The organism is Pseudomonas sp. B14(2017) (assembly GCF_002113255.1).
Lineage (GTDB): Bacteria > Pseudomonadota > Gammaproteobacteria > Pseudomonadales > Pseudomonadaceae > Aquipseudomonas > Aquipseudomonas putida_Z.
Map to the genome: position 1 here is coordinate 156,518 of NZ_NEJY01000012.1, position 24,886 is coordinate 181,403.

Annotated in this window: 19 protein-coding genes; 14 read left to right on the forward strand and 5 right to left on the reverse strand. The window is 65.1% G+C overall.

Annotated elements, in window-relative coordinates; translation table 11 throughout:
• Positions 1-4 precede the first annotated feature (4 nt).
• The 3 genes from tssK to tagH are packed head-to-tail and all read right to left on the reverse strand — an operon-like array spanning position 5 to position 3,274.
• Positions 5-1,339, reverse strand: a complete 1,335-nt coding sequence (gene tssK / locus CAG34_RS14470; protein ID WP_085590753.1) for a type VI secretion system baseplate subunit TssK — start codon at positions 1,337-1,339, stop codon at positions 5-7.
• 15 nt (positions 1,340-1,354) lie between these two features.
• Positions 1,355-1,852: a type VI secretion system lipoprotein TssJ gene (gene tssJ / locus CAG34_RS14475; RefSeq protein WP_025340311.1), complete on the reverse strand. Its 498-nt coding sequence runs from the start codon at positions 1,850-1,852 to the stop codon at positions 1,355-1,357.
• Between the two features lie 39 nt (positions 1,853-1,891).
• The gene (gene tagH / locus CAG34_RS14480; RefSeq protein ID WP_085590756.1) at positions 1,892-3,274 is read right to left on the reverse strand and encodes a type VI secretion system-associated FHA domain protein TagH; all 1,383 of its coding nucleotides are present in this window, start codon (positions 3,272-3,274) and stop codon (positions 1,892-1,894) included.
• Positions 3,275-3,670: 396 nt separating this feature from the next.
• Here tagH and tssA point away from each other — a divergent pair, with 396 nt between their 5' ends.
• The 14 genes from tssA (at position 3,671) to CAG34_RS14550 (ending at position 21,758) form a co-directional block, all read left to right on the forward strand.
• Positions 3,671-4,708: a type VI secretion system protein TssA gene (gene tssA / locus CAG34_RS14485; RefSeq protein WP_085590758.1), complete on the forward strand. Its 1,038-nt coding sequence runs from the start codon at positions 3,671-3,673 to the stop codon at positions 4,706-4,708.
• A gap of 72 nt (positions 4,709-4,780) precedes the next feature.
• The gene (tssB, locus tag CAG34_RS14490) at positions 4,781-5,296 is read left to right on the forward strand and encodes a type VI secretion system contractile sheath small subunit (protein ID WP_025340314.1); all 516 of its coding nucleotides are present in this window, start codon (positions 4,781-4,783) and stop codon (positions 5,294-5,296) included.
• Positions 5,297-5,307: 11 nt separating this feature from the next.
• Positions 5,308-6,804: a type VI secretion system contractile sheath large subunit gene (tssC, locus tag CAG34_RS14495; RefSeq protein WP_025340315.1), complete on the forward strand. Its 1,497-nt coding sequence runs from the start codon at positions 5,308-5,310 to the stop codon at positions 6,802-6,804.
• Positions 6,805-6,875: 71 nt separating this feature from the next.
• A complete protein-coding gene (locus CAG34_RS14500; protein WP_025340316.1) occupies positions 6,876-7,364 on the forward strand; it encodes a type VI secretion system tube protein Hcp in 489 nt (162 codons plus the stop codon).
• Between the two features lie 70 nt (positions 7,365-7,434).
• Positions 7,435-7,875, forward strand: coding sequence for a type VI secretion system amidase effector protein Tae4 (locus tag CAG34_RS14505; protein WP_025340317.1), 441 nt, complete (start codon positions 7,435-7,437; stop codon positions 7,873-7,875).
• A complete protein-coding gene (locus CAG34_RS29025; protein ID WP_178080885.1) occupies positions 7,872-8,312 on the forward strand; it encodes a hypothetical protein in 441 nt (146 codons plus the stop codon). Before CAG34_RS14505 ends, CAG34_RS29025 begins: the two co-directional genes overlap by 4 nt.
• Positions 8,306-8,821 carry a type VI secretion system baseplate subunit TssE gene (gene tssE / locus CAG34_RS14515; RefSeq protein ID WP_025340319.1) on the forward strand — a complete coding sequence of 172 codons (516 nt, stop codon included), beginning with the start codon at positions 8,306-8,308 and terminating at the stop codon, positions 8,819-8,821. The genes CAG34_RS29025 and tssE overlap by 7 nt, the downstream gene beginning before the upstream one ends.
• Positions 8,818-10,680: a type VI secretion system baseplate subunit TssF gene (gene tssF / locus CAG34_RS14520; RefSeq protein ID WP_025340320.1), complete on the forward strand. Its 1,863-nt coding sequence runs from the start codon at positions 8,818-8,820 to the stop codon at positions 10,678-10,680. Before tssE ends, tssF begins: the two co-directional genes overlap by 4 nt.
• Positions 10,677-11,693 (forward strand): type VI secretion system baseplate subunit TssG, encoded by a 1,017-nt coding sequence (tssG, locus tag CAG34_RS14525; protein WP_085590759.1) that lies wholly within the window; start codon positions 10,677-10,679, stop codon positions 11,691-11,693. Before tssF ends, tssG begins: the two co-directional genes overlap by 4 nt.
• Positions 11,686-14,361, forward strand: a complete 2,676-nt coding sequence (tssH, locus tag CAG34_RS14530; RefSeq protein ID WP_085590761.1) for a type VI secretion system ATPase TssH — start codon at positions 11,686-11,688, stop codon at positions 14,359-14,361. Before tssG ends, tssH begins: the two co-directional genes overlap by 8 nt.
• Positions 14,362-14,372: 11 nt before the next feature.
• Positions 14,373-16,310: a type VI secretion system tip protein VgrG gene (locus tag CAG34_RS14535; protein WP_025340323.1), complete on the forward strand. Its 1,938-nt coding sequence runs from the start codon at positions 14,373-14,375 to the stop codon at positions 16,308-16,310.
• Between the two features lie 11 nt (positions 16,311-16,321).
• Positions 16,322-16,756 (forward strand): DcrB-related protein, encoded by a 435-nt coding sequence (locus CAG34_RS14540; protein WP_085590763.1) that lies wholly within the window; start codon positions 16,322-16,324, stop codon positions 16,754-16,756.
• A 9-nt stretch (positions 16,757-16,765) separates the two neighbouring features.
• Positions 16,766-21,166 (forward strand): RHS repeat-associated core domain-containing protein, encoded by a 4,401-nt coding sequence (locus CAG34_RS14545; protein ID WP_085590765.1) that lies wholly within the window; start codon positions 16,766-16,768, stop codon positions 21,164-21,166.
• A 1-nt stretch (position 21,167) separates the two neighbouring features.
• Positions 21,168-21,758: a hypothetical protein gene (locus tag CAG34_RS14550; protein WP_178080886.1), complete on the forward strand. Its 591-nt coding sequence runs from the start codon at positions 21,168-21,170 to the stop codon at positions 21,756-21,758.
• 1 nt (position 21,759) lies between these two features.
• Here CAG34_RS14550 and CAG34_RS14555 read toward each other — a convergent pair whose 3' ends face one another.
• Positions 21,760-22,656, reverse strand: a complete 897-nt coding sequence (locus tag CAG34_RS14555; protein WP_085590767.1) for a LysR family transcriptional regulator — start codon at positions 22,654-22,656, stop codon at positions 21,760-21,762.
• 174 nt (positions 22,657-22,830) lie between these two features.
• Positions 22,831-24,867, reverse strand: a complete 2,037-nt coding sequence (locus CAG34_RS14560) for a pyridoxamine 5'-phosphate oxidase family protein (RefSeq protein WP_085590769.1) — start codon at positions 24,865-24,867, stop codon at positions 22,831-22,833.
• Between the last annotated feature and the right edge of the window lie 19 nt (positions 24,868-24,886).

Sequence of the window (24,886 nt, forward strand, 5' to 3'; positions counted from 1 at the left end):
CGGGTTATCCTCGAATGGCCCAGAAGGCCAGGCTCAGGCCGGGGAACTCGCCGGCGACGTAGAAGGCAAAGCCACCGGAGTGTTGCAACTGCTTCCAGTGCTCGCTGCCCCGGTCGAGCTCGAAGTAGGTGGAGCCGGCGTGGAACGGGATCTGCCGGGGCGCCACCGGCAACGGCAGCAGGCCGATGCCCGGCAGTTGCAGGTTGACCAGGTCGCGGATGTGCTCCACCGAGCCGATCTTGCTCTGTTGGCCAAAGCGGCTACGCAGCGTCTCGCTGGGCACATCGGCACGCACCACCAGGACGAAACTGGCGCTGTCGAGCAGGCTGCGGTCGGCAAGCATGCCAACGTGGATGCCGTAGGCCTTCTCGACGATGGGAATGGCCACCGCCTTGCTGTCGATCAGCGTCGACAAGGCCTCGCGCAAGGCGGCCATCACTGGAGCGAAGGTCGCCGCCAGGTCGTCGTGCTGATACACCGGGAAGCTGTGCGGGCGGCGGCCATCGCGGGTGAAGGTGGCGAACTCGCCAGCCAGGGCCACCAGCTCGCTGTACAGCCGCTCGGGGTGCAGCGGGCTCAGCTGGTTGAGGTGTTCGACCAGCGGCTGGGCGCGGTTGACCAGTTGCAGCAGCATGAAGTCGGCAATCTCCGACGCCCCGCCATTGGCCGAGGCGACCACCCTGCCCGCCAGCGCTTCGCCACGCTGGTGCAGCAGGCCCAGCAGCTCGCCGCAGAAGCCGAACAGTTGTTGGCTGGCCGCCACGTCGAGTACCGGCGGGATGTAGCTGTCATCCACCACCAGTGCGCGGTCGGCGCGCTTTTCGCGGATGCGCAGCATGCCAAGGGCGGCGTAGTCGCTCAGGCCGTCCTCGCTGCGCAGCAGGCGCAGGGCGCGGCTGCCGAGGGCCAGCGGGGCACGGTTTTCGAACGGCGCGTTGTCGTCGCGCACCTCGCTGACACGGCTGACATAGCGGGCGCCAGCGACGGCTTCGCCCTCGTCGACGGTGTCGCGGGCCCCCGCCCGCTTGAGTGGCAGCCCCAGGTGGACAACGCCATCGCGCAGATCGTCGGGCACTTCCAGCGGCGCAGGTGGCAGGTCGTCGCGGGGGATGTCGAACGGCGTGCCGTCGGGCAGCAAGCCGCGGGCGCTGAGAATCGCCACCTTGCCCTGGGCAAGCAGGCCCTGGTCGAGCAGCAGCTCGGAGAAACCCCACGCGGCCACGCTCAGCGGCCGGTTGCGGGCGTCGACGAGGTGTTCGAGGTAGCGATCATGCTGTTGGAAATGCTGGGTCGTGATGAACATGCCTTCCGACCACACCACGCGATTGTTCCAGGACATGGGGACTCCGATTGCCTAGCGGGCAGGTTCAGGTTGTGGGGTGGCCACGGCGCTGCGCACGGCACGCACATCGAGGCTGATCTGATAGTCCCGCGGCGGCACCGGCAGCACGCTGCGCCACTGGGCCTGGTCGATCTCGCGGTAACCGACCACCAGGCCGATGTGGCGAGTGGCAGGGTCGAGCGGACGTTCCAGGCGCAACTGGCCGCCGGGCTGCAACAGCACTTCGTCCTGGTCGATCAGGTCGGCGCCGAGGGTGGCCTGGGCGCGCTCGGCCAGGGCGAAGTAGTCGGCGCGGGCAAATGCGGCGCTGTTCTTCAGCTCGTACAGGCGCACCCGTACCGGCGCAGGCGTGCCGCCAGGGCCCGGGTTCAGCCCCTCGGCGGCACTGAAATACAGGGTCACGGCTGCGCTGTCCGGTGCACTGTCGGCAGCGGGGGCAACCGGCGTGTCCTTGCTGCAGGCAGCCAGCAGCACCAGGCTCAGGGCTGCGACCAGTCGTATTGCTTTCATCCTTGTCCTCTTGACGTACCGTGGTCTTCCTGGGTGCGCTCAACTACGTTGCAAACGGCTGCTATGGGCCTCGTAGGCGCGGCTGAATTCGCGGCCGAACAGTTCCTGGAAATCGTCTTCGGCTTCACGGGAGATCTGCCCGTAAAGCTCAGTGAACTGCTGCCAGCAGTGGGCCTGGCGCGAGCCACCGAACAACTTGGCCAGCCCCGCCGCAGGTGCCAGGCGCTGCTCCAGGCGCGCCGGCTGGAAACACGCGAGCAGGTGCTTGATTGCAGCCTGCACGCCCGCCATCACCGCCAGCTGGTGGGCGCGCACATCATCGAAGCTTTCGCGCACGGCCTGGTCCGGCGCCATGAACGCCTGGTTACCGTGACGCAACAACAGCAGCAACGCCTCGTCGGCATTGGGGGCGAACTTCAGCGGGTTGTTCTGCACCGGGGCGATGGTGGTCTGCTGCATGCGGAACTCGCCCTTCAGGCTGCTGCGTGCACGCAACACGTCGATCAGGCCCTCCACCATCAAGCGGTAGCTCTGGCCGATGGCCTCCATTTGCGCGGCGGCGTCGGCGGCGTCGATGCGCAGGTGCTCGATACCGGCGCCGCGCAGGAACGCCTGCAGCAACGCATCGCTGCTTGCGGCTGGCGCAGGTGCGGCGACTGGTTCGCTTGCAGCAGGCTGTGCAGGCACTGCAGGAACGGCTGGCGCAGGCGGCGCAGTCGGGGTCGGGGTCGGGGTCGGGGTCGGAGCCGGTGCCGGTGCCGGTGCCGGTGCCGGTGCCGAGCCGAACAGGTTCCAGTCTTCCGGGATCATCCCCGGCGCAGCCGGTTCGGCGGCCGGGGCAGGCGCTACCACCGGGGTTGGCGGGCGGAAGTCGTGCTGCTGAGCCGGCACATGGTCGGGCTGGCTGACCGGCGGCACGCTCGAGGGGCCGAGGAAGTCGAACAGGTCAGGCAGCGTGTCGTGGTTCGACGCACCTTGCAGGAACGCAGCCGGCGCACCGGAAATCGGCGGGGCGGGAACGGCCGGGGCCGCCACCTGGTTGGCCATCAGCGCCTCGAAACTGTGTACCTGGGGTTCGCCCTCCAGGGCGCCAGGCAGGTTCGCCTCGATGCGCGCCTGTATCTCGTATTCCCCAATACGGATAACTTCGCCATCCAGCAACTGCTCACTGTTACCGCGACGCAAGCGAATACCGGCACGAACTAATTCCACACCGTTCGTACTGTCATCGGTCAAAAAATATCGCCCTTCCTTGAACTGGATCACACAATGCCGGGCCGATACCAACCGCTCGGGGTCAGGAAGTACCCAGTCATTTTCCGCCGCACGGCCAAGCGTGATGGCACCGGTTTCCAGCCGCATCTCCGGGCATTGCCCGGGAGTAATCTTGTGGTAACTAGTGATAGTTAGCCAAAGTGCCATCACGCCTCCATGCATCCATTTAAAACATCGATCCATCCATTTGAGTTGTTTTCCCACAACCACTCAAAAACAGCTGTACCCCTTGATTCACGGGGGCTTCGTGCACATAACCGAACGTACGACGGCTATTCAACGCTAATGCCGAGGCTAACCGAATGGAATCGGACGAGTGGTGCTCGGTAACTGCCAACGGATTCACAGCTGGCACTCGGGGGCGCGTAGCTTACCTTGACACTCGCGAATAAATAAACCATAAATGCGCAACTTCGAAGTGCCAAAATAATATCACCATGATATCACCCCGGCACTCTTTGGAAAGTTTGTGCGCCAGTTCACACTTGCAACTTCGCACAACAACACGCCCTCACCAAGGGCCGATATGGAGATCGAATTCTGGTGAACGCATCGCCGCTGCTCGCCGCTGTTTCCGCTGACTTTCCCTGCGGCGATGACCTCGAATATGACGCCGAGTTTCTGCAACTGGAGCGTGACGCCCAGGGCCGCCCCGAGCGCGTCATGGGTGACGCCGTCCAGCCTGCCGAGCCACCACAGTGGCGCGATATCGAGCAGGCAAGCACGACCTTGCTGCAACGCAGCAAGGACCTGCGCATCACCCATTTCCTGCTTCAGGCCAACCTGGCCCTGCACGGCCTCCCAGGGCTTGCCGCCAGCCTGGAGCTGATCCGCGATCTGCTCGGCGAGTACTGGCTGCACCTGCACCCACAACTGGACGCCGCCGACGACAACGACCCTACGGTACGGGTCAACGCCCTGGCCGGCCTGGCCTGCGACACCAACATCGCGCTGCTGCGTGACGCCGTGCTGGTGCGCTCCCGTGCCTTTGGCCCGGTCACCCTGCGCGCGGCACTGCACGCCGCAGGCGTGCAGCATTTCGCCAGCGAACAGCTCAGCGCCGAGGAACTGGCCGCCGCCCTGCGTGACGCCGACGCCGACCAGCTGCAGCAATGCCAAGAGGCGCTGCGGCTGGCCCGCGAGGCGGTGGACGCCATCGAGAGCCGGGTCAACGACCAGGTCGGGTCGGCCAGCGGTATCGATTTGTCAGCCTTGCGCCAGCCGCTGCGCCAGGTGCAGCAGGTACTGGCTGACTACTGCCCCGACGGGGCGGGCCCAGCCCCGCAAGCCGATGACACGCCGGCTGCCGAGCGCGATGACGAGCGGCAGGCGACCGCCAGTGCCGCCCCGGGCACACGGCCGGCTGCCCGCCCCGGCGAAGTCAACAGCCGCGAAGACGTGCAGCAGAGCCTTGACCGCCTGCTGCAGTACTACGCCCGCCACGAGCCATCAAGCCCGCTGCCGGTACTGCTGCACCGGGCGAAGAAGCTGGTCCATGCCGATTTCGCAACCATTGTGCGCGACCTGATCCCTGATGGCTGGTCGCAATTCGAGAACCTGCGCGGCCCCGAGGACAACTGACGTCCTCGGCCCGCATCAACACCGACGCCCGCAACGAACAGCGCCGCCGTACCGGCGACCAGGAGGAACAACGTGGCGAAAGACAGCTCCCAGAAATTCATCGCGCGCAACCGTGCGCCGCGGGTGCAGATCGAATATGACGTCGAGCTCTACGGCGCCGAGAAGAAAGTCCAGTTGCCGTTCGTCATGGGCGTGCTGTCGGACCTTGCCGGCAAGCCGGCCGAACCGCTGCCAGCGGTGGCCGAGCGCAAGTTCCTGGAAATCGACGTCGACAACTTCGACTCGCGCCTGAAGGCGATGAAGCCACGCGTGGCCTTCAACGTGCCCAACGAACTGACCGGCGAAGGCAACCTGAGCCTGGACATCACCTTCGAGAGCATGGACGACTTCAGCCCGGCCGCCGTGGCGCGCAAGGTCGACGCCCTCAACCAGCTGCTCGAGGCCCGCACCCAATTGGCCAACCTGCTGACCTACATGGACGGCAAGACCGGTGCCGAGGACATCATCCTCAAGGCCATCAAGGACCCGGCCCTGCTGCAAGCCCTGGCCAGCGCACCGAAACCCGTCGACAACGAGCCCAAGGCCTGAGGAGACAGCCCATGAACGATCCATTGCGCGACGCCCAGGCCCAGCCGGGAGCTGCCACCCAGGACCCGAGCGAGTTCGCCGCCCTGCTGCTGCAGGAATTCAAGCCCAAGACCGAACGTGCCAAGGAAGCGGTCGAAAGCGCCGTGCGTACCTTGGCCGAGCAGGCCCTGGCGCAGACCAGCCTGGTGTCCAACGATGCCATTGGCTCGATCGAGCAGATCATTGCTGCCATCGACGCCAAGCTGACCGCACAGGTCAACCAGATCATCCATCACGACGACTTCCAGCAGCTGGAAAGCGCCTGGCGTGGCCTGCACTACCTGGTCAACAACACCGAGAGCGACGAGCAGCTGAAGATCCGCGTGCTCAACGTCTCGAAGACCGAGCTGCACAAGACCTTGAAGAAATTCAAGGGCACTGCCTGGGACCAGAGCCCGGTGTTCAAGAAGCTGTACGAGGAAGAGTACGGCCAGTTCGGCGGCGAACCTTATGGCTGCCTGGTCGGCGACTACTACTTCGACCAGTCGCCACCCGACGTCGAGTTGCTGGGCGAGATGTCGAAGGTCTGCGCCTCGATGCACGCGCCGTTCATTGCCGCCGCCTCGCCGACCGTGATGGGCATGGGCTCCTGGCAGGAGCTGAGCAACCCGCGCGACCTGACCAAGATCTTCACCACCCCGGAATACGCTGGCTGGCGCTCGCTGCGTGAGTCCGAAGACTCGCGCTACATCGGCCTGACCATGCCGCGCTTCCTGGCGCGTCTGCCTTATGGCGCCAAGACCGACCCGGTCGAGGCATTTGCCTTCGAAGAAGACACCGACGGCGCCGACAGCAGCAAGTACACCTGGGCCAACGCCGCCTATGCCATGGCCGTGAACATCAACCGCTCGTTCAAGTACTACGGCTGGTGCTCGCGCATTCGTGGCGTGGAGTCGGGTGGCGAAGTGCAGGGCCTGCCGGCGCACACCTTCCCCACCGACGACGGTGGCGTGGACATGAAGTGCCCGACCGAAATCGCCATTTCCGACCGCCGCGAAGCGGAGCTGGCCAAGAACGGGTTCATGCCGCTGTTGCACAAGAAGAACACCGACTTCGCTGCCTTCATTGGTGCCCAGTCGCTGCAGAAACCGGCCGAGTACGACGACCCGGACGCCACCGCCAACGCCAACCTGGCCGCGCGCCTGCCGTACCTGTTCGCCACCTGCCGCTTCGCTCACTACCTCAAGTGCATCGTTCGCGACAAGATCGGCTCGTTCAAGGAGAAGGACGAGATGCAGCGCTGGCTGCAGGACTGGATCCTCAACTACGTCGACGGCGACCCGGCGCACTCCACCGAGACCACCAAGGCCCAGCACCCCCTGGCAGCAGCCGAGGTTGTGGTCGAGGACGTCGAAGGCAACCCGGGTTACTACAACTCGCGCTTCTACCTGCGCCCGCACTACCAGCTCGAAGGGCTGACCGTGTCACTGCGCCTGGTATCGAAGCTGCCTTCGGCCAAAGGGGCCTGACAGCCCCGGGGGCTGCCTGACAGCCCCAACTGCACCAAACCGCCAACCTGACGCGTAATACCGAGGACACCATGGCTGTAGACATTTTCATCAAGATCGGCGACATCAAGGGCGAGTCCCACGACAAGGCCCACAAGGACGAAATCGACGTGCTCAACTGGAGCTGGGGCATGTCCCAGTCCGGCAACATGCACATGGGCAGCGGCGGCGGCTCGGGCAAGGTCAACATCCAGGACCTGTCGATCACCAAGTACATCGACAAGGCCAGCCCCAACCTGATGGCCCACTGCTCCAGCGGCAAGCACATCGACAAGGTCAAGCTGACCGTGCGCAAGGCTGGGGGCGAGAGCCAGGTCGAGTACCTGATCATCAACCTTGAAGAAGTCATCATCAGCTCGCTGAGCACTGGTGGCTCGGGCAGCGACGACCGCCTGACCGAGCACGTGACCCTGAACTTCGCCAAGGTCACCGTCGACTATCAGCCGCAGAAAGCCGACGGCACCAAGGAAGGCGGCCCGATCAAGTACGGCTGGAACATCCGCTCCAACGTCAAGATCTGACCGACCGCGCCCGCGCCGCCTTGGCTGGCGCGGGCGCCTTCCCCCACCTCACCCGCTCACGGTGAACTCCATGGCCAAGCCTTCTTTCATCAACCTCTGGAATGCCTACCCGACCGACTCCTCGCCTTGCGACGGCGGCTGGGACAACCAGTGCGCCATCCGCATGAGTATCGCGCTCAACGGCGAGCACACCATCAAGGTGAACGCCGGTACCTACAGCGAACCACGTTGTGCCCATGGCCATGCCCGGGGTGCCGAATCGCTGGCCAACTGGCTGTGGAAGCACCATCTTGGCGCCCCGCTGCAACTGAGCGGCAGCGCAAGCGACCGCCTCAAGCTCGGCGAAAAGCGCGGCATCATCTTCTTCAAGGACTGCTTCGCCCGTGCCGGGCAGGCATTCGAAAACCGTACCGGCGATCACATCGATTTGTGGGACAGAGGCCGGGTCACGGGCTATTTCGCCGACCAGGCCCATCGTTCCAAGGCCGTCTGGTTCTGGGAGCTGAAATGAAACGTGCGCCCAAAGCCATGCCGGCCCTGCTGGTCGCGTTCGCCCTGAATGCCTGTGCACAGCCCCCCGCTCCCTCGTCGAACGCGACGCCAGAGGTCAGCCTTGCCGGGAAAAAGCTCGTGCTGGTGAACCACGAAGGCCGCTGCGCGCTGCGCAAGGCCGATGCCTCGCTGTTGCAGCTGGAGATGCCCTGGCCCTGCCAGCTCAGCCCGGAGCGAGATGGCGGCAAGCCTCGCGTGGAGCAGTTCAATGGCGCGCAGATCATCATTGTCAGCCATGTGCAGCCAGACCCGTCACAACCCGGCCGTTGCGAAAGCCAGTACCAGGCTGTTCGCCAGCTGGGCGAGCGCCTGGAGCCTTCCATCCTGGCACGTGGCGCCAGCTGCTCGAACGGCCCTGTAGACCAGAAGAACTTCGTGGGGCTGTTCGAGTGGTAGCCGAAATCGCCGCCCGCGACCGTCTGCAGCCCTCGCTGCTGGACCGCCTGACCGACGACGACCCAGGCAACCCGCAGGAAGCGCCGGACAAGCGCGTGCTCAGCCTGCACCAGCTCAAGGCCTCGGTACTGCGCGACCTCGCCTGGTTGCTCAACACCACTTCGCTGCTCGACAGCGCCGCGACCCTGGGCACCCCGGCCGGGGCTTCGGTGATCAACTACGGCCTGCCGGCCCTGGCCGGCAACAGCGCCTCGAACATCGACCTGGCCGCCCTGGAGCGCATCATCCACCAGGCCATCGCTACCTACGAGCCACGCATCCTCGCCCATACCCTGAAGGTGCGTGCCCAGGCCGCACCCGGCGAGATGAATGCCAACGCCCTGAGTTTCGAAATCGAAGGCGACCTGTGGGCCCAGCCGGCGGCCTTGCCGTTGTTGCTGCAGACCGAGGTGGACCTTGAGTCCGGCCATGTGCGCGTGGCCCCTGCCGAACGCCGGAGGCGTGCATGAACCCGCGCCTGCTCGAGCTGTACAACCAGGAGCTGCAGCACATCCGCGAAAGTGCGGCGGAGTTCGCCCGGGAATACCCGAAGATCGCCGGGCGCCTGACGCTGTCCGGGATCGAGTGTGCCGACCCCTATGTCGAGCGCCTGCTCGAAGGCTTCGCCTACCTCACCGCGCGGGTGCAACTGAAGCTGGATGCCGAGTACCCGACCTTCACCCATAACCTGCTGGAGATCGCCTACCCGCACTACCTGGCGCCGACCCCGTCGATGACCGTGGTGCAACTGCAGACCGACCCCGACGAGGGTTCACTGGCCGCCGGGTTCCGCCTGCCGCGTGACAGCGTGCTGCGCGCCAACCTGGGGCGCAACTCGCAAACCCCGTGCGAGTTCCGCAGCACCCAGGACGTCACCCTCTGGCCCTTGCAGGTAGCCCGCGCCGAGTACTTCGGCAACCCCGGCGCGGTGCTCGGGCGCCTGGCCAGCAGCGTGCCGCAAGCCCGCGCCGGCCTGCGCCTGACCCTGCGCAGTGGCGCCGAGGTGCCGTTCGCCAGCTTGCCGCTCAGCCATCTGCCGCTGTACCTCAACGGCGCCGACGAAACCCCGTTCCGCCTCTACGAGCAACTGCTGGGCAGCGCCTGTGCGGTGTTCGTGCGCCAACCCGGCGCTGATTGGGTGGAACGTATTCCGGTCGAACAGGCCCTGCGCCCGTGTGGCTTCGATGACCGTGAAGCGGCGTTGCCGGTGGTGCCCCAGGCCTTCCAGGGCTACCGCCTGTTGCAGGAGTACTTCGCCCTGCCGCAGCGCTTCCTGTTCGTCGATTTTGCCGGGCTGGAGCAGGCCGTACAGCGCTGCACCGGCCAGACGCTGGAAGTGCTGGTATTGTTCGAACGCTTCGACCAGAGCCTGGAGAGCAGCGTCGGCGCGAGCCAGTTCGTGCCGTTCTGCACCCCGGCGATCAACCTGTTCCCGCGCCGGGTCGACCGCCTGCACCTTTCCGATCGGGTGCATGAGCACCACGTGATCGCCGACCGCACCCGGCCCACCGATTTCGAGATCCATTCCCTGCAGCGGGTCACCGGCCACGGCACCGGGCCGGATCAGGAATTCCTGCCGTTCTACGCGGTGCGCGACCCGTCGCGCTACGGCCGCGACCAGGCCTACTACATCGTGCGCCGGGAGCCGCGGGTGCTGTCCAGCGACCAGCGACGCAATGGCACCCGCTCCAGCTACATGGGCAGCGAAACGTTCATCAGCCTGGTCGACGGCCAGCAGGCACCCTACCGCCACGACCTGCGCCAGCTGGGTATCAGCGCCCTGTGCAGCAACCGCGACCTGCCACTGTTCATGAGTGTTGGCGACGGGCGCAGCGACTTCAGCCTGGCCGACAGCGCACCGGTTGCCGGCGTGCGTTGCCTGGCCGGCCCGAGCCGGCCCAAGGCCAGCCATGCCCACGACAACCGCGCCTGGCGCCTGATCAGCCAGCTGTCGCTGAACTACCTGTCGCTGGCCGAGCACGGCCAGGGCGCCGCCGCCCTGCGCGAACTGCTGCGCCTGTATGGCGACCCGCAGGACAGCGCCCTGAACCTGCAGATCGACGGCCTGCGCGACGTCAGCAGCAAGCCCTGCACCCGACGCCTGCCGATGCCCGGGCCGATCGTTTTCGGGCGTGGCCTGGAGATCACCCTGACCTTCGACGAAAACGCCTTCCGCGGGACCGGCGTGTTCCTGCTCGGCGCGGTGTTCGAGCGTTTCCTGACCCGCTACGTGTCGATCAACAGCTTCACCGAAACGGTACTGCGCACCAGCGAACGCGGCGAGATCATGCGCTGGTCGGCCAAACCGGGGCGCAGGCCAACCTTATGAACACCTTGCAGGCCATGCAGGACGAGCCCTGGGCGTACGACTTCTTCCAGGCGCTGCGCCGCCTCGAAGCGCAATACCCCGAGCTGCCACGCTTCGGTCATTCCCTGCGCCTGGCCGACGAGCCTGTGCGCCTGGGCCAGCGCCTGGACTGCGCGTTCGCCCCGTCGACCCTGGCCTCGGTCAGCGCCGACGGCAATCAGCCGGCGCGCCTGGAGCAGTTTTTCTTCGGCCTCGGAGGCCCCAACGGGCCGCTGCCACTGCACCTGACCGAATACATGCGCGAGCGCCAGCGCAACCAGGCCGATTCGACCAGCAAGGCGTTCCTCGACGTCTTCCATCACCGCCTGCTGAGCCTGTTCTACCGTGCCTGGGCCGAAGCCCGACCGACCGTCAGCCACGATCGCCCGGGTGATGACTACTGGGCCGCGCGCCTGGCGGCGCTCAGTGGCCGTGGCCAACCCGAACTGCAAGGCCAGGGCGCGCTGGCCGACACCGCCAAACTGCACTGGTCCGGCCACCTGAGCGCGCAAACGCGCTACCCGGACGGCCTGTGCAGCATCCTCAGCGGGTATTTCGGCGTGCCTGTAACGCTGGAAGAATACGTCGGCCAGTGGCTTGAGCTGCCCGAACGCAGCCAGCTCGGCGTGCGCGCCAACCGCCTGGGCATGGACCTGTGCCTGGGCCGCTACGCCTGGGACCGCCAGCACAAGTTCCGGCTGTGCCTCGGCCCGCTCAGCCTCGACCAGTACCACGCCCTGCTGCCCGGCGGACAGGCCTTCGTCGAACTGGCGGCATGGGTCGCCGAATACCTGGGCCAGGAACTGGACTGGGACCTCAACCTGATCCTCGCGCAGGACCAGGTGCCTGCGCTGCAACTCAATGCCGGCCAACGCCTGGGCTTCGATACCTGGCTCGGCCGCCCTCCGCACGATGCACGCGACCTGAAGCTGGCCCGGTACTACGCCGACCAGCCGGCCGCCGCCCACCATACAAGGAACCAGGACCATGGGTGAAATCAGCCGCGCCGCGCTGTTCGGCAAACTCAACAGCGTCGCCTACAAGGCCATCGAGGCCGCAACGGTGTTCTGCAAGCTGCGGGGCAACCCCTATGTCGAACTGGTGCACTGGCTGCACCAGTTGCTGCAACTGCAGGACAGCGACCTGCACCGTATCGTGCGCCAGTTCGATATCGAGCCGGCGCGCCTGGCCCGCGACCTGACCGATGCGCTGGACCGGCTGCCACGCGGTTCGACCTCGATCACCGACCTTTCCTCGCAGGTGGAAGAAGCCGTCGAGCGCGGCTGGGTATACGGCAGCCTGATGTTCGGCGAGAGCCAGGTGCGCAGCGGCTACCTGCTGGTCGGCATCCTCAAGACACCTGGCCTGCGCCATGCCCTGCTGGGGCTGTCGAACGAGTTCGCCAAGCTGAAGATCGAGGCCTTGAGCGAACGCTTCGACGAGTACGTGGGAGACTCACCGGAAAACCACCTGGCCGCCACCGACGGCTTCAGCGCTGGGCAGCCTGGCGAGGCCAGCGGCGCCGTCGCGCCTGCGGCGATGGGCAAGCAGGAGGCGCTCAAGCGCTTTACCGTCGACCTTACCGAACAGGCCCGAAGCGGCAAGCTCGACCCTATCGTCGGCCGTGACGAAGAGATCCGTCAGCTGGTCGATATCCTCATGCGACGCCGGCAAAACAACCCGATCCTTACCGGTGAAGCCGGTGTCGGCAAGACCGCCGTGGTCGAAGGGTTCGCCTTGCGCATCGTCGCTGGCGACGTGCCGCCGGCGCTCAAGGACGTCGAGCTGCGCAGCCTGGACGTCGGCCTGCTGCAGGCCGGCGCCAGCATGAAAGGCGAGTTCGAACAGCGCCTGCGCCAGGTGATCGAGGATGTGCAGGCCTCGCCCAAACCGATCATCCTGTTCATCGATGAAGCCCATACCCTGGTCGGTGCCGGTGGCGCCGCCGGCACCGGCGATGCGGCCAACCTGCTCAAGCCGGCACTGGCCCGTGGCAGCCTGCGCACGGTGGCGGCTACCACCTGGGCCGAGTACAAGAAGCACATCGAGAAGGACCCGGCCCTGACCCGCCGCTTCCAGGTGGTGCAGGTGGACGAGCCGAGCGAAGCCAAGGCGCTGCTGATGATGCGTGGGGTGGCATCGACCATGGAGCAGCACCACCAGGTGCAGATCCTCGACGAAGCACTCGAAGCCGCGGTCAAGCTGTCCCACCGCTACATCCCGGCGCGCCAGCTGCCGGACAAATCGGTGAGCCTGCTCGATACCGCCTGCGCGCGCGTGGCCATCAGCCTGCACGCGGTACCGGCCGAGGTCGACGACAGCCGCCGGCGTATCGAGGCGCTGGAGGTAGAGCGGGCGATCATCGCCCGTGAAGCCGCCATCGGTGTGCCTACCGGGCAGCGCCAGGCCCAGGTCGACACCCTGCTGGCCGAAGAGCGCCAACGCCTGGCCACGCTGGAAAGCCGCTGGGCCGAAGAAAAGGCCCTGGTCGACCAATTGCTGGCCACCCGCGCCCAGCTGCGCGACCAGGCCGGGGTGGTCGACCAGGACGCGCAGGTGCCAGGCAACCCTGAACTGCGCGAAACGCTGGCCGACCTGCAACGGCGCCTGAGCGCCCTGCAAGGCGAGAGCCCGTTGATCCTGCCGACCGTGGATTACCAGGCAGTCGCCTCGGTGGTGGCCGACTGGACCGGGATTCCGGTGGGACGCATGGCGCGCAACGAGATCGAGACCGTGCTCAACCTCGACAGCCTGCTGGCCAAGCGCATCATTGGCCAGGACCACGCGCTTGAAATGATCGCCAAGCGCATCCAGACCTCCCGCGCCGGCCTCGACAACCCGAACAAGCCGATTGGCGTGTTCATGCTTGCTGGCACCTCTGGCGTGGGCAAGACCGAGACCGCACTGGCCCTGGCCGAGGCGCTGTACGGCGGTGAACAGAACCTGATCACCATCAACATGAGCGAGTTCCAGGAGGCCCATACCGTCTCGACCCTCAAGGGCGCCCCACCTGGCTACGTCGGCTACGGTGAAGGCGGCGTGCTGACCGAGGCCGTGCGCCGCCGGCCGTACAGCGTGGTGCTGTTGGATGAGGTGGAAAAGGCCCACCCGGACGTGCACGAGATCTTCTTCCAGGTGTTCGACAAGGGCGTGATGGAGGACGGCGAAGGCCGCCAGATCGATTTCCGCAACACGCTGATTCTGCTCACCACCAACGCCGGTACCGAGCTCATTGCGCGCACTTGCAGCGACCCACAGGCCCTGCCCGACCCGGACGCGGTGGCCAGCCAGCTGCGCAAGCCGCTGCTGGAAATCTTCCCGCCGGCGCTGCTCGGCCGCCTGGTGACCATCCCCTACTACCCGCTCAGCGACGCCATGCTCAAGGCCATCACCCGCCTGCAACTGGAGCGCATCCGCAAGCGCGTGGAAGGCACGCACAAGGTCGGCTTCGCCTACGACGAAGGGGTGGTGGAGCTGATCGTCTCGCGCTGTACCGAAACCGAAAGCGGTGGCCGCATGATCGACGCCATCCTCACCAACGGCCTGCTGCCGGACATGAGCCGCGAGTTCCTCACCCGCATGCTCGAAGGCAAGCCGCTGGCGAGCGTGCGCATCAGCCGCCGCGACAACGACTTGCATTATGACTTCGGCGCAGCCGACTGACAGGACGGACCATGCTGTTCACGCAGTTCACGCGCCTGGCGCAGATCAACAGCCCGTTGGGGCCGGACAAGCTGATCCTGGCCGAAATGGGTGGCAGCGACGAGCTCGGCCGCCTGTTCGACTATGAGCTGCAGCTGACCAGCGACGACCCGGCCATCGACCTCAATGCCCTGCTGGGCAAGCCGATGAGCCTGAGCGTGCAGCAGGGCCTCGGCACGTCACGTTACTTCCATGGCATCGTCGCCCGCTGCAGCCAGTCGGTGGACCAGGGCCAGTTCGCCAGCTACCGGGTCACCCTGCGCCCGTGGCTGTGGCTGCTGACTCGCACCAGCGACTGCCGTATCTTCCAGCACCTGAGCGCGCCACAGATCATCAAGCAGGTGTTTCGCGACCTGGGCTTTTCCGACTTCGAGGATGCCCTGAGCCGCAGCTACCGCGAACGCGAATACTGCGTGCAGTACCGCGAGACCAGCTTCGACTTCGTCAGCCGGTTGATGGAAGAGGAAGGCATCTACTACTTCTTCCGCCACGAAGCGCAGCGCCACGTGCTGGTGCTGGCCGACGCCTATGGCGCGCACCCGCAGGTGCCTGGCTACGAAAGCGTACCCTTCTACCCGCCGGATGGGCAGCACCGCGAGCGTGACCACATCAACGACTGGCACCTGGCCCAGGAAGTCCAGCCAGGTTCCCTGGAGCTCAACGACTACGACTTCCAGCGCCCCAGCGCGCGCATCGACGTGCGCTCGGCCATGCCACGCCCGCACCAGGCCGGTGACTACCCGCTGTACGACTACCCCGGCGCCTACCAGCAAAGCCAGGATGGCGAACACTATGCGCGCACTCGCCTGGAGTCGCTGCAAAGCCAGCACGAGCGGGTCGAGCTGCGCGGCAACGCCCGCGGCCTGGGCAGTGGCCACCTGTTCAGCCTCAGCGGTTTCACCCGCCAGGACCAGAACCGCGAGTACCTGATCGTCGGCGCACGCTACTACGTGCATCAGGAGCGCCTGGAAAGCGGCACCGGCAGCAGCGCAGCGCAATTCGAAAGCAACCTCAGCTGCATCGACGCACAGCAGAGCTTCCGCCCGCAGGGCAGCACCGTGCGGCCGATCGTCAAGGGCCCGCAAACCGCCGTGGTGGTCGGGCCCGCTGGCGAGGAGATCTGGACCGACCAATATGGCCGGGTGAAGGTGCACTTCCACTGGGACCGCCACGACCAGTCCAACGAGAACAGCTCCTGCTGGATCCGGGTATCGCAGGCCTGGGCCGGCAAGAACTGGGGCTCGATGCAGATCCCGCGCATCGGCCAGGAGGTGATCGTCAGCTTCCTCGAAGGCGACCCCGACCGGCCCATCATCACTGGCCGCGTCTACAACGCCGAACAGAGCGTGCCCTACGACTTGCCCGCCAATGCGACGCAAAGCGGCATGAAGAGCCGCTCGAGCAAAGGCGGCAGCCCGGCCAATTTCAATGAAATCCGCATGGAAGACAAAAAGGGCGCCGAGCAGATCTACGTGCATGCCGAGCGCAACATGGACACCGTGGTCGAGCAGAGCGAGACGCTGGCGGTCGGCATCAACCGTACCCAGACGGTGGGCATGCTGGAAACCATCACCATCGGCCAGGACCGCATCCGCGCCGTGCGCCGTGACGACATGTTGCTGGTCGGCGCCAGCAAGACCGATAGCGTCAGCACCAGCTACCTGATCGAAGTGGGCGAAAACCTGCGCCTGGTGTGCGGCAAGAGCGTGATCGAGCTCAACGCCAGCGGCCAGATCAATATCAGCTGCGAGCAGTTCAGCTTCCATGCCAGGCAGAACGGCGAGATCAACACCGACGGCACCCTCGACTTGAACGTCGGCAGTGGTGCGCAGACCGCGCCCGACAACCAGGGTGTGAAAAAGACCATCGACGACTCGGTGAAGGCGATCTTCTCCGGCTCCGACCAGTAACGAGACCTGTCATGAGTTATCGCGTCAACGAATTCCGCCTGGCCCTGCCCGATGCCGCCGTGCAGGACAGCAGTATCAACATCCTGCGTTTCGAGGCACTGGCCACCTCGCTGATCATCAGCCGCAGCCTGCTGGCCGAAGGCGAGACCTTGCAGAGCAATTTCGATGGCCAGTTGCAGCGACTGCAGCAGCAGGTCAAGGACCTGCGCATGCAGCCCGCCCAGGCTGTGCAGGTAGGCGCCGGGCAGGCGATCGCCGCCATCGAGCTGAGCAGCCAGTTCAGCAAGGGCCAGGAGAAGGTCTATCAGTACCAGCTGGCCCTGGTGCTGCCCGGCACGCGCAAGATGTATGCCCTGAGCTACGTCAAGGCCAGCCCGCTGGGCGCGGCCGAAGCGGCGCACTGGGCAAGCATCAAGCAGTCGCTCGACTTCGACAACCTGGGCTGATCGCGCACCATGTCCGACGCACTGTGGGCCGCCCGCGAAGGCGACGCGCTGATGCACACCTCGATGCTGGCCGACATCGTCGGGGGTGTGCTGGAAATCGCCGCCACGGTGGCCATCGGCGCCCTGGCCACTGCCGCAGTGGCGGCGGCATTCGGCCTGACCGTGGCCACTGGCGGCCTGGGCTGCTTCGTGCTGGGCGCGGTGGTCGGCCTGGTGGTCGGTGTGGTCATGGCCAAGACCGGCGCCGATACAGGCCTTAGCCGATTATGCGAGGGCATCGGCAATTTCCTGTTCCCGCCGTCGGTGCAGGCCAACATCATCAGTGGCTCGTCGAACACTCGCACCAACGGCAAGCGCGCGGCACGTGCTGCCGGCGTCGTCACCGGCCCGCCGGCACCGTTGGCGCAGGCCGGGGCCGAGGCTGGCGAGGCGAAGGAAGAAACCTTCCTCGACATGGCCAAGGGCTTTTTCTCGCAAATGTGGCGGCCGACCGTGGCCACGCCCGCCGCCAATACCTTGCCGGCCCCGGACGACAAGGTGCTGTGCAGCAAGCACCCGCCGATGCCACCGCAGTACCTGGCCGAGGGGTCCAGCAAGGTGCTGATCAATGGCCACCCGGCCTGCCGCAGCGGTGACCGCAGCACCTGCGAAGCGGTGATCGTCGATGGCGGCCTGGTGTCGAACAACGTGCGCATCGGCGGCGAGCCGATCGTGGTGCGCGAGATTCGCAGCGGCAAGACGCCGGGCATCGGCCTGGCAGTGACCGCGTTGATGCTGCTGCGCGGGCGTGGCGGCAAGTTCTACAGCAAGTTCGGCTGCATGCTGCTGGGTGGGGTGAGCAGTTTCGTCTCCGGGCAGGTTACCAATGCCATCGTTCAGGCAACGTCCGGCTCACCCAACCCGGTGCACGCGTCTACCGGGGCAAAGATCCTGTGCGGGCCCGACGAGCTGGATTTCAGCCTGCAGGCGCTGCTGCCCCTGGACTGGCAACGGCTCTACAACAGCCGCGACGAGCGCCGTGAAGGGCTGTTCGGCGCAGGTTGGAGCATCGAGTACGAGGTGTTCGTGCAACTGCACCTGGACGCCGATGGCAGCGAGCGCTTGTCGTTTACCGATGAACAGGCTCGGGTCATCGACATGGGCTACATTGCCCGCGCCGATGCCGTGTTCAGCGCCGGTGAAGGGTTGAGCGTACGCCGCTCGCAACAGGACGAAATCCTGATCGAGGATATCGACAAAGGGCTGTACCGCCTGTTCCAGCCCTCCCCTGGAAAACCAGGCCACTGGCGCCTGAGCGCCATGGGTGACCGCAACGACAACCGCATCTATCTGGACCATGACGAAAGCGGGCGCCTGATCCGGCTGCGTGACACGTTCGACCTTGTACAGGTCGAGTTGCACTATGCGCCACAGTGGCCACAACGGGTCGCCCGCCTGGAACGTCGCCATGCCGATGGCGACCTGCAGTTGCTGGTCAGTTACCAGTACGACGCCTGTGGCGACCTGGCGGCAGTGTACGACAGCCAGGGCAGGCTGCGCCGCCGCTTTGTCTACGACGAACAACGGCGCCTGGTCGAGCATGAGAACGCTGCTGGTCTGCGCTGCTTCTACGAATGGGCATTGACCGAAGACGACTGGCGGGTGGTGCATTACAAGAGCAGTGGCGGTGATGAGTACCAGTTCGAGTACGACATCCCTGCGCGCACGACCCGGATCACCGATGGCTTGCAACGTGTCAGCACGCGACGCTGGAATGCCCAGTACCAGATCACCGAATACATTGATGCAGTCGGCGCGACCTGGCGGTTTGAATGGGACGACGAGCGTCAGTTGCTCGCAGCGGTCGATCCTATGGAAGGGCGCTGGCAATACTTTTACGATGCTTCGGGCAACCTGACCCAGACCGTCGACCCGCTGGGGCGCAGCGAATCGACGCAGTGGCTGGAGCATTGGTCGCTGCCGCGCTCGACGATGGATCCGGCCGGCAACAGCTGGCAGTACCGCTATGATCCGCGCGGCAACTGTATCGGCGAAACCGACCCGCAAGGTAACGTCATGCAGTACCGCTACGACCACCGTGGCCAGCCGACCGAGATCATCGACCCCGCAGGGCATTCGCGAACCCTGCGCTGGAGCGACCTGGGCCTGCTGCTGCAGGAAACCGACTGCTCCGGCCACATCACACGCTATCGTTATGACCGCAACGGCCATTTGCTGTCAGTGACCGATGCGTTGAGCGAACGTACCGAGTTCGAGTACGACAGCGATGGCCTTCTGCTTGGCGTGACACGGCCAGACGGTACCCGTGAAGGTTATCGCTACGATGAGGCAGGAAGGCTGACGCAAGCGATCGACCCCGCTGGTGGTATCACCGCGTACCGCTTCGATGCCCGTGGTGTCCTGCTCCAGTCCATCGACCCGCAAGGACGCACGCTTGGCTACCAGGTCGACCCCTACGGTCGACTGCTGTCGCTGACCAACGAAAACGGCGAGCACTTTTACTTCCGGTGGGATGCCGCCAATCGCCTGGTCCGCGAGCAGTTTCTCGATGGAACCGCCAGGGAGTACCGTCACGACCCGTTGCACAATGTGGTGCAGGTGGCCTACACCCCGACGCCCGGTAACAGCTCGGTCGAGCCGATCGTCCACCGCCTGGAACGTGATGCCCTGGGTCGTCTGATTACCAAGACGACCGCGGATGGCGTTACCACCTATGGCTACGATGAGCTCGACAACCTTACCGAGGTTCATTTCGACGATGCTGCCGGCAACAGCGAAACCCTGCGATTGTGCTTTGACGCGCTGGGACAGCTGGTCGAGGAGCACAGTGGCAACGGCGTACTGCGCCATCGCTACGATGAGTTGGGCAACCTGTGCCGCACCCAGTTGTTCGATGGCCGCTGGATCAACCGCATGTACTACGGAAGCGGCCACCTGCACCAGATCAACCTGGACGGACATGTCATCAACGACTACGAACGCGATCGCCTGCACCGGGAAGTGCAGCGTACCCAGGGCGCGCTGCTCACACACCAGGAGTATGACCGCAACGGACGTTTGCGCACCCGCAGATGCAGGCCCGCCAGCCAACCCGTGCAATTACCCGCACCTTTCCAGCAGCGCTTCGAATACGACCCGCGCGATGACCTGAACCGGCGCGTGCGGCAGGTAGCCGGCCGGGTGCAGCATGACCAGATAATCCAGCTTGATGCTGGTGGGCGCCTGATGGGCAGTCATGACATTGCCAACGGCAATCATGAAACCTACCGCTACGATGCCGCCGGCAACCTGCTGGATGCCACGGCCAATGCGCCAGTTCTGCACGACAGGTTGCTGGCGTACCAGGACAAGCGCTACCGCTACGACGCCTTTGGCCGCCTGGTGGAAAAGCGCAGCAGCCGGCGCGGCATACAGCATTTCAGCTACGACGCAGAGCACCGCCTGGTAGAGGTACGCACTCGCCAGGCAGGGCGGGAACGCAGTGTACGCATGCGTTACGATCCGCTCGGGCGGCGGGTGGAAAAAAGCGAACATGATGGTGCCGGGCAGCTGCTCGGCCTGACGCGCTTTGCCTGGGACGGATTACGCCTGTTGCAGGAACAGCGCCATGGCCAGGTAAGCCTGTACCTGTACGAGGGTGACGGCTATGAGCCGCTGGCACGCATCGACGGCAGCGGGCCGAACCAGCAGGTGCTGCACTTCCATAATGACCTCGGGGGGCTCCCGGAGTGGCTGACCGATGAACAGGGACGCGTGGTATGGCAGGCCAGCTATCTGGGCTGGGGTTCTACCCTCGATGAGTCCCGCCAGGCCAGTTGCCTGCAGGAACAGAATCTGCGCTTCCAGGGGCAATACCTGGATCGGGAGACCGGGTTGCATTACAACACCTTCAGGTTTTATGACCCGGAGGTAGGCCGCTTTACCCAGCCTGACCCGATTGGCCTGTCTGGTGGTCACCAACTGTACCGGTATGCGCCAAACCCGGTGACATGGGTCGATCCACTAGGTTGGCTGACCTTGACCGGTTATACCAAGGGCGGTATCAAGCGAACCACCGAAGCCTGGCGCAGCAGGCATGGTCCGGCGTCAATGCGTGACCACCACATGATCCCGCAAGAAATGTGGCGGGAAGACCGCGATTTCCGTAACCAGATGAAAGCTGCCGGAATTCGCAACCCCAAACGGTACATCGACCAGCAGATCTCGCGCATTCCGAATGCATTCCACGCCGACATTCACGCCAAAGGTTGGAACGAGGACTGGAAGAAGTGGTTCAACAACAACGCGAACTTCACCAAGAAGGACCTGCAAAAGCAGATCAAGGTGATGATGCGCCAATACAATGTGCCCAAGGCGACGAGGAACCATGTGCGTCGCTACGGCAAGAATGGCAAGGGCTGCGGAGGCTGACATGAACATCTATCACTTGGACAACGCGCCGACTCCCTGGGGAGACTGGGGCGCGGTACTGCTCCAGGGCATGATCGCCTGGGACGAAGATACCGATGTAGACAGCATCGAGCGGGCCGGCCCGTACACCCCGGCCGCCTACATACGTTCGGGTTCGCTGGTGCTCACCCAGCCGGTCAAGGAAGCCCTGGAAAAAAGCGGCCTGAAGGGGATCGGGCGTTACGAGCATCTGGAGAAGACCCATATCGTTCACATCGACTGGCTGCACTGGGACACCAGCAAGCCCATTACCGATTACCTCGATCTGGAAGGCGGGCCGAGCTCGATCATCGACTCCCTGCCGCATGACCCTGAGCTTGCCGCGCGTATGCCGGAGTACTGGCAGGCATTCGTGGTGGGCAAGCTCAACCTGCTCAAGGACCCGCAGCATGACCCTGCCGACCTCGGCCAGTATCTCAAGGTGCTCAAGGCCGACGAGCAAGCCGATTTCTTCAAAGGGGATGTCTATCGTGGGTACTTCCTGAGCGAACGGGCCAAGGAGTGGCTGGAACAGCAGTGCCCAGGTTGCTTTACATTCACCCTGCTCGGTTGAATCAGTCCAGCTGCCGAGCCCTCAGTTCCTGCGCCAGCATGTCAATGAAGGCGCGGACCTTGGCCGAACCGTACTTGCTCTCCCGGTGCAGTATATGGATTGGCCACGGCGCCTCTTCGTATTCGGCAAGGATCACCTGCAACTGCCCACTGGCCACCTCATCCGCGACCTGATACGACAGCAGGCGGGCAATCCCCAGTCCGCCACTGGCAGCGGCGATTGCCCCGTCATTGCTGGTCACCGTCAAGCGAGGCTTCATGCGCACCAGAGTCGGCTCATCGGTTACTCCGAAACGCCAGCCGGCTCGCGGCGACAGGTTGGTGGTGCCGATCACCGCATGCTCCGCTAGGTCGGACGGGTGCTTCGGCACGCCATGGCGCGCCAGGTACTCGGGAGAGGCGCACAGCATGCGCCGGACCCTGCCCACCCGCAGTGCTTTGAGCCCGGAGTCGGGCAAGGGGCCGATACGAACGGCTACGTCCATGCCCTCTTCGACCATGTTGACGATGCGGTCGAGGAAGTAGGCGGAAACGTCAACCTCGGGGTACTGCTGCAGGTAGTGGACGATGCATGGCATGACGAACTTCTTGCCGAACAGGATGGGCGCAGTGACGGCCAGGTCGCCCTTGGGCGCGGCGTTGATGCCGGCGGCGGCTTCGTTGGCCTCGTTGATGCTGGCGAGGATATGCCGGGTGTCTTCCAGGTAGCGGCCCCCGGCTTCGGTCAGGCGTACGCTACGGGTGGTGCGCAGCAGCAGCTTGACCCCCAGCTGATCCTCCAGGGCGCTGACGGCACGGGTGACCGCAGCTGGAGAGATGTCCAGGCGGCGGGCAGCAGCGGCGAAGCTTTCCAGCTCGCCTACGGCGACGAACACCTTCATCAGGTGGATCTGGTCCATGCGGGCTCCTGAGCTCTATGAGGTGCCGGGATTATCTTTCATCTGAGCGTTTTGTGTCGCCTGTCCCGGCCCTTTCGCGGGCTCGCCCGCTCCCACAGGTTATCCACCATCTCTGAGGGCAGTGAAGTACTTGTGGGAGCGGGCGAGCCCGCGAAAGGGCCGGGACAAACTACCTTACAGATCCAGCACCAACGCCTGCGCCCCCTCCTCCGACCGGGCCGGCACGGCACAGCAGATCAACACCGACCCCGCCTCCGGCAGCTCGGCCGGCGGGTTCGGGTAATGCACCCGGCCACTGACCAACCGGGTCTTGCAGGTACCACACGACCCACCTCGGCAACTGAACTCCGGCGACAATCCGCGAGCCTCGGCCAGCTCCAGCAGCGTCCCGCTACCCGGCGCCCAGCGCGCCTCCTTGGCTGAAGCCGCAAAGTACACCGGTACCGGCTCGCTGGCCGCAGGTGGCTGTTGCAGGGTGGGCTGGTCATCGTCGGTGTGCCGCCGGAGCGTCGACGGGCCAAAGGCTTCGGCATGGATCCGCGCATCCGGCACATGCACCCCGCGCAGCCCTTCATACAGGTCCTGGGTAAAACTGCCCGGGCCGCACAGATAGAAATCGTAGTCGTCCAGCGCCAGCGTCGCCTTGACCTGCTCGATGCCCAGCCGACCGGCAAACTCGTAATCACGCCCCGCCAGCGCATGCTCTTCCGGCTGGCTCAGGGCGCGGTGCACGTGCAGCAGGCCACCGGCCTGTTGCTGCAAGCTTGCCAGCTCCTCACGGAACGGCAGGTCGGCCAGGCTGCGCGCACCATGGAACAGATGAATACGCCGTGCCTGCCCCTTGCTCAACTGCTCGCGCAGCATGGCCAGTAACGGCGTGATACCCACACCCGCGCCAATCAGCACCAGCGGCCGTGTGCTCTGCTGGTCCAGCGTGAAGCTGCCCATTGGCGGGCGCACGTTCAGCATATCGCCTGCCACGACGCGCTCATGCAGGTGCCGCGAGGCCGGGCCCTGGGCTTTGACGCTGATGCGCAGGTAACCGTCGGAAGGCGCGCTGGACAGGCTGTAGGTGCGGATCAGCGCCGCCTCACCGTCGAGCTGGACTTGCACCGGAACATGCTGCCCCGGCGCAAAGGCCATCGCACTGCCAGCAGGAGGCTCAAGGTAGAACGAGCGGATATCACGGCTTTCCTGCTCCACCCGCAGCACACGCCAGGCTTGCCATTGGCGCTGCCGCTGGCGTTGCTGCAAGCGTATGTCGGCCTCGGCCCAGGTGCCGGTCATCAGGCTGGTCGGCGCGTACTCCTTGAAGGCCCAACGCAGGGAAACGGCAGCCGGGCGCCACACCACCTGCTCGACCTCCAGCGTCCACAAGCGCTCGGCACCTTCGAATGCCTGGATGGCGGGGCTGTCCAGCAGCAACTCGGCATGCCCGTATAGCTGCAACACGTTGCCGTTGCTGAAATCGATGAACAGCAACCCTGCTTGCGGGTTCACCAACAGGTTGCCCAAGGTGTTGAAGTGCAGGTTGCCTGCATAGTCGGGAATGGTCAGGCGGTTGCCTTCGACCTTGACGAACCCGGGCCGCCCGCCACGGTGGGAGACATCCACCGAGCGCTGGCCGTCGTCATGCTCGACATAGCTGGCGACAAAGAAGGTGTCGGCTGCCTGGATCATGCTGACAGCCGAGGCATCGAGTGTCGTCGCATCGACACGCCCTTGGGCGGGTTCCGCGACACGGGTGTAGTCACGCAGCTGGATGTACTGCGGGCAGTTGCCGAACGACTGCTCCACAGTCACCTGCAGTTGCCCGTCGCCGGCCTGGCGAAGCTGGCCGTTGAGGCGGTTGCGCCGGCGGGTGTGCAGTTCGATCCCCAGTAGACCGACCGCCTGCCCGGCAGCCAGCCCCGGGGTAGCAGGATCGTCTGCTGGCAGTTGAGTGTCGATCGTCAGCTGGCGCGGGTCCGGCGAGCTGACGAAACCTTCCGGCCCTTCCAACAGCGTTGCCCAGGGCCGCCCCAGTGCGTCCACGCTGGCGGCGACCATGAACGGCAACTGGTGATAGAAAATGCGATGCTGGTCGGGCATGTAGTCACGAATGACCTTCTGCCCGAACGCCTCCATGCGCTCCGCGACACCGGCTTTTTCCTGCAGGGTCTTCTCCCCCGCATGCCAGGGCGAGGAGTGATGGTCCGGGTTCTGTTGCATGGCGGCGTTCCTCGCAGTG

What these genes read in the sequence shown, in the direction of transcription:
- CAG34_RS14545 (WP_085590765.1), top strand. Translation starts at nt 16,766, where the DNA reads ATGTCCGACGCACTGTGGGCCGCCCGCGAAGGCGACGCGCTGATGCAC.
- CAG34_RS14560 (WP_085590769.1), bottom strand. Translation starts at nt 24,867, where the DNA reads ATGCAACAGAACCCGGACCATCACTCCTCGCCCTGGCATGCGGGGGAG.
- tssK (WP_085590753.1), bottom strand. Translation starts at nt 1,339, where the DNA reads ATGTCCTGGAACAATCGCGTGGTGTGGTCGGAAGGCATGTTCATCACG.
- CAG34_RS14505 (WP_025340317.1), top strand. Translation starts at nt 7,435, where the DNA reads ATGGCCAAGCCTTCTTTCATCAACCTCTGGAATGCCTACCCGACCGAC.
- CAG34_RS14550 (WP_178080886.1), top strand. Translation starts at nt 21,168, where the DNA reads ATGAACATCTATCACTTGGACAACGCGCCGACTCCCTGGGGAGACTGG.
- tssH (WP_085590761.1), top strand. Translation starts at nt 11,686, where the DNA reads ATGGGTGAAATCAGCCGCGCCGCGCTGTTCGGCAAACTCAACAGCGTC.
- CAG34_RS29025 (WP_178080885.1), top strand. Translation starts at nt 7,872, where the DNA reads ATGAAACGTGCGCCCAAAGCCATGCCGGCCCTGCTGGTCGCGTTCGCC.
- CAG34_RS14555 (WP_085590767.1), bottom strand. Translation starts at nt 22,656, where the DNA reads ATGGACCAGATCCACCTGATGAAGGTGTTCGTCGCCGTAGGCGAGCTG.
- tssJ (WP_025340311.1), bottom strand. Translation starts at nt 1,852, where the DNA reads ATGAAAGCAATACGACTGGTCGCAGCCCTGAGCCTGGTGCTGCTGGCT.
- tssG (WP_085590759.1), top strand. Translation starts at nt 10,677, where the DNA reads ATGAACACCTTGCAGGCCATGCAGGACGAGCCCTGGGCGTACGACTTC.
- CAG34_RS14540 (WP_085590763.1), top strand. Translation starts at nt 16,322, where the DNA reads ATGAGTTATCGCGTCAACGAATTCCGCCTGGCCCTGCCCGATGCCGCC.
- tssC (WP_025340315.1), top strand. Translation starts at nt 5,308, where the DNA reads ATGAACGATCCATTGCGCGACGCCCAGGCCCAGCCGGGAGCTGCCACC.
- tssF (WP_025340320.1), top strand. Translation starts at nt 8,818, where the DNA reads ATGAACCCGCGCCTGCTCGAGCTGTACAACCAGGAGCTGCAGCACATC.
- CAG34_RS14535 (WP_025340323.1), top strand. Translation starts at nt 14,373, where the DNA reads ATGCTGTTCACGCAGTTCACGCGCCTGGCGCAGATCAACAGCCCGTTG.
- CAG34_RS14500 (WP_025340316.1), top strand. Translation starts at nt 6,876, where the DNA reads ATGGCTGTAGACATTTTCATCAAGATCGGCGACATCAAGGGCGAGTCC.
- tagH (WP_085590756.1), bottom strand. Translation starts at nt 3,274, where the DNA reads ATGGCACTTTGGCTAACTATCACTAGTTACCACAAGATTACTCCCGGG.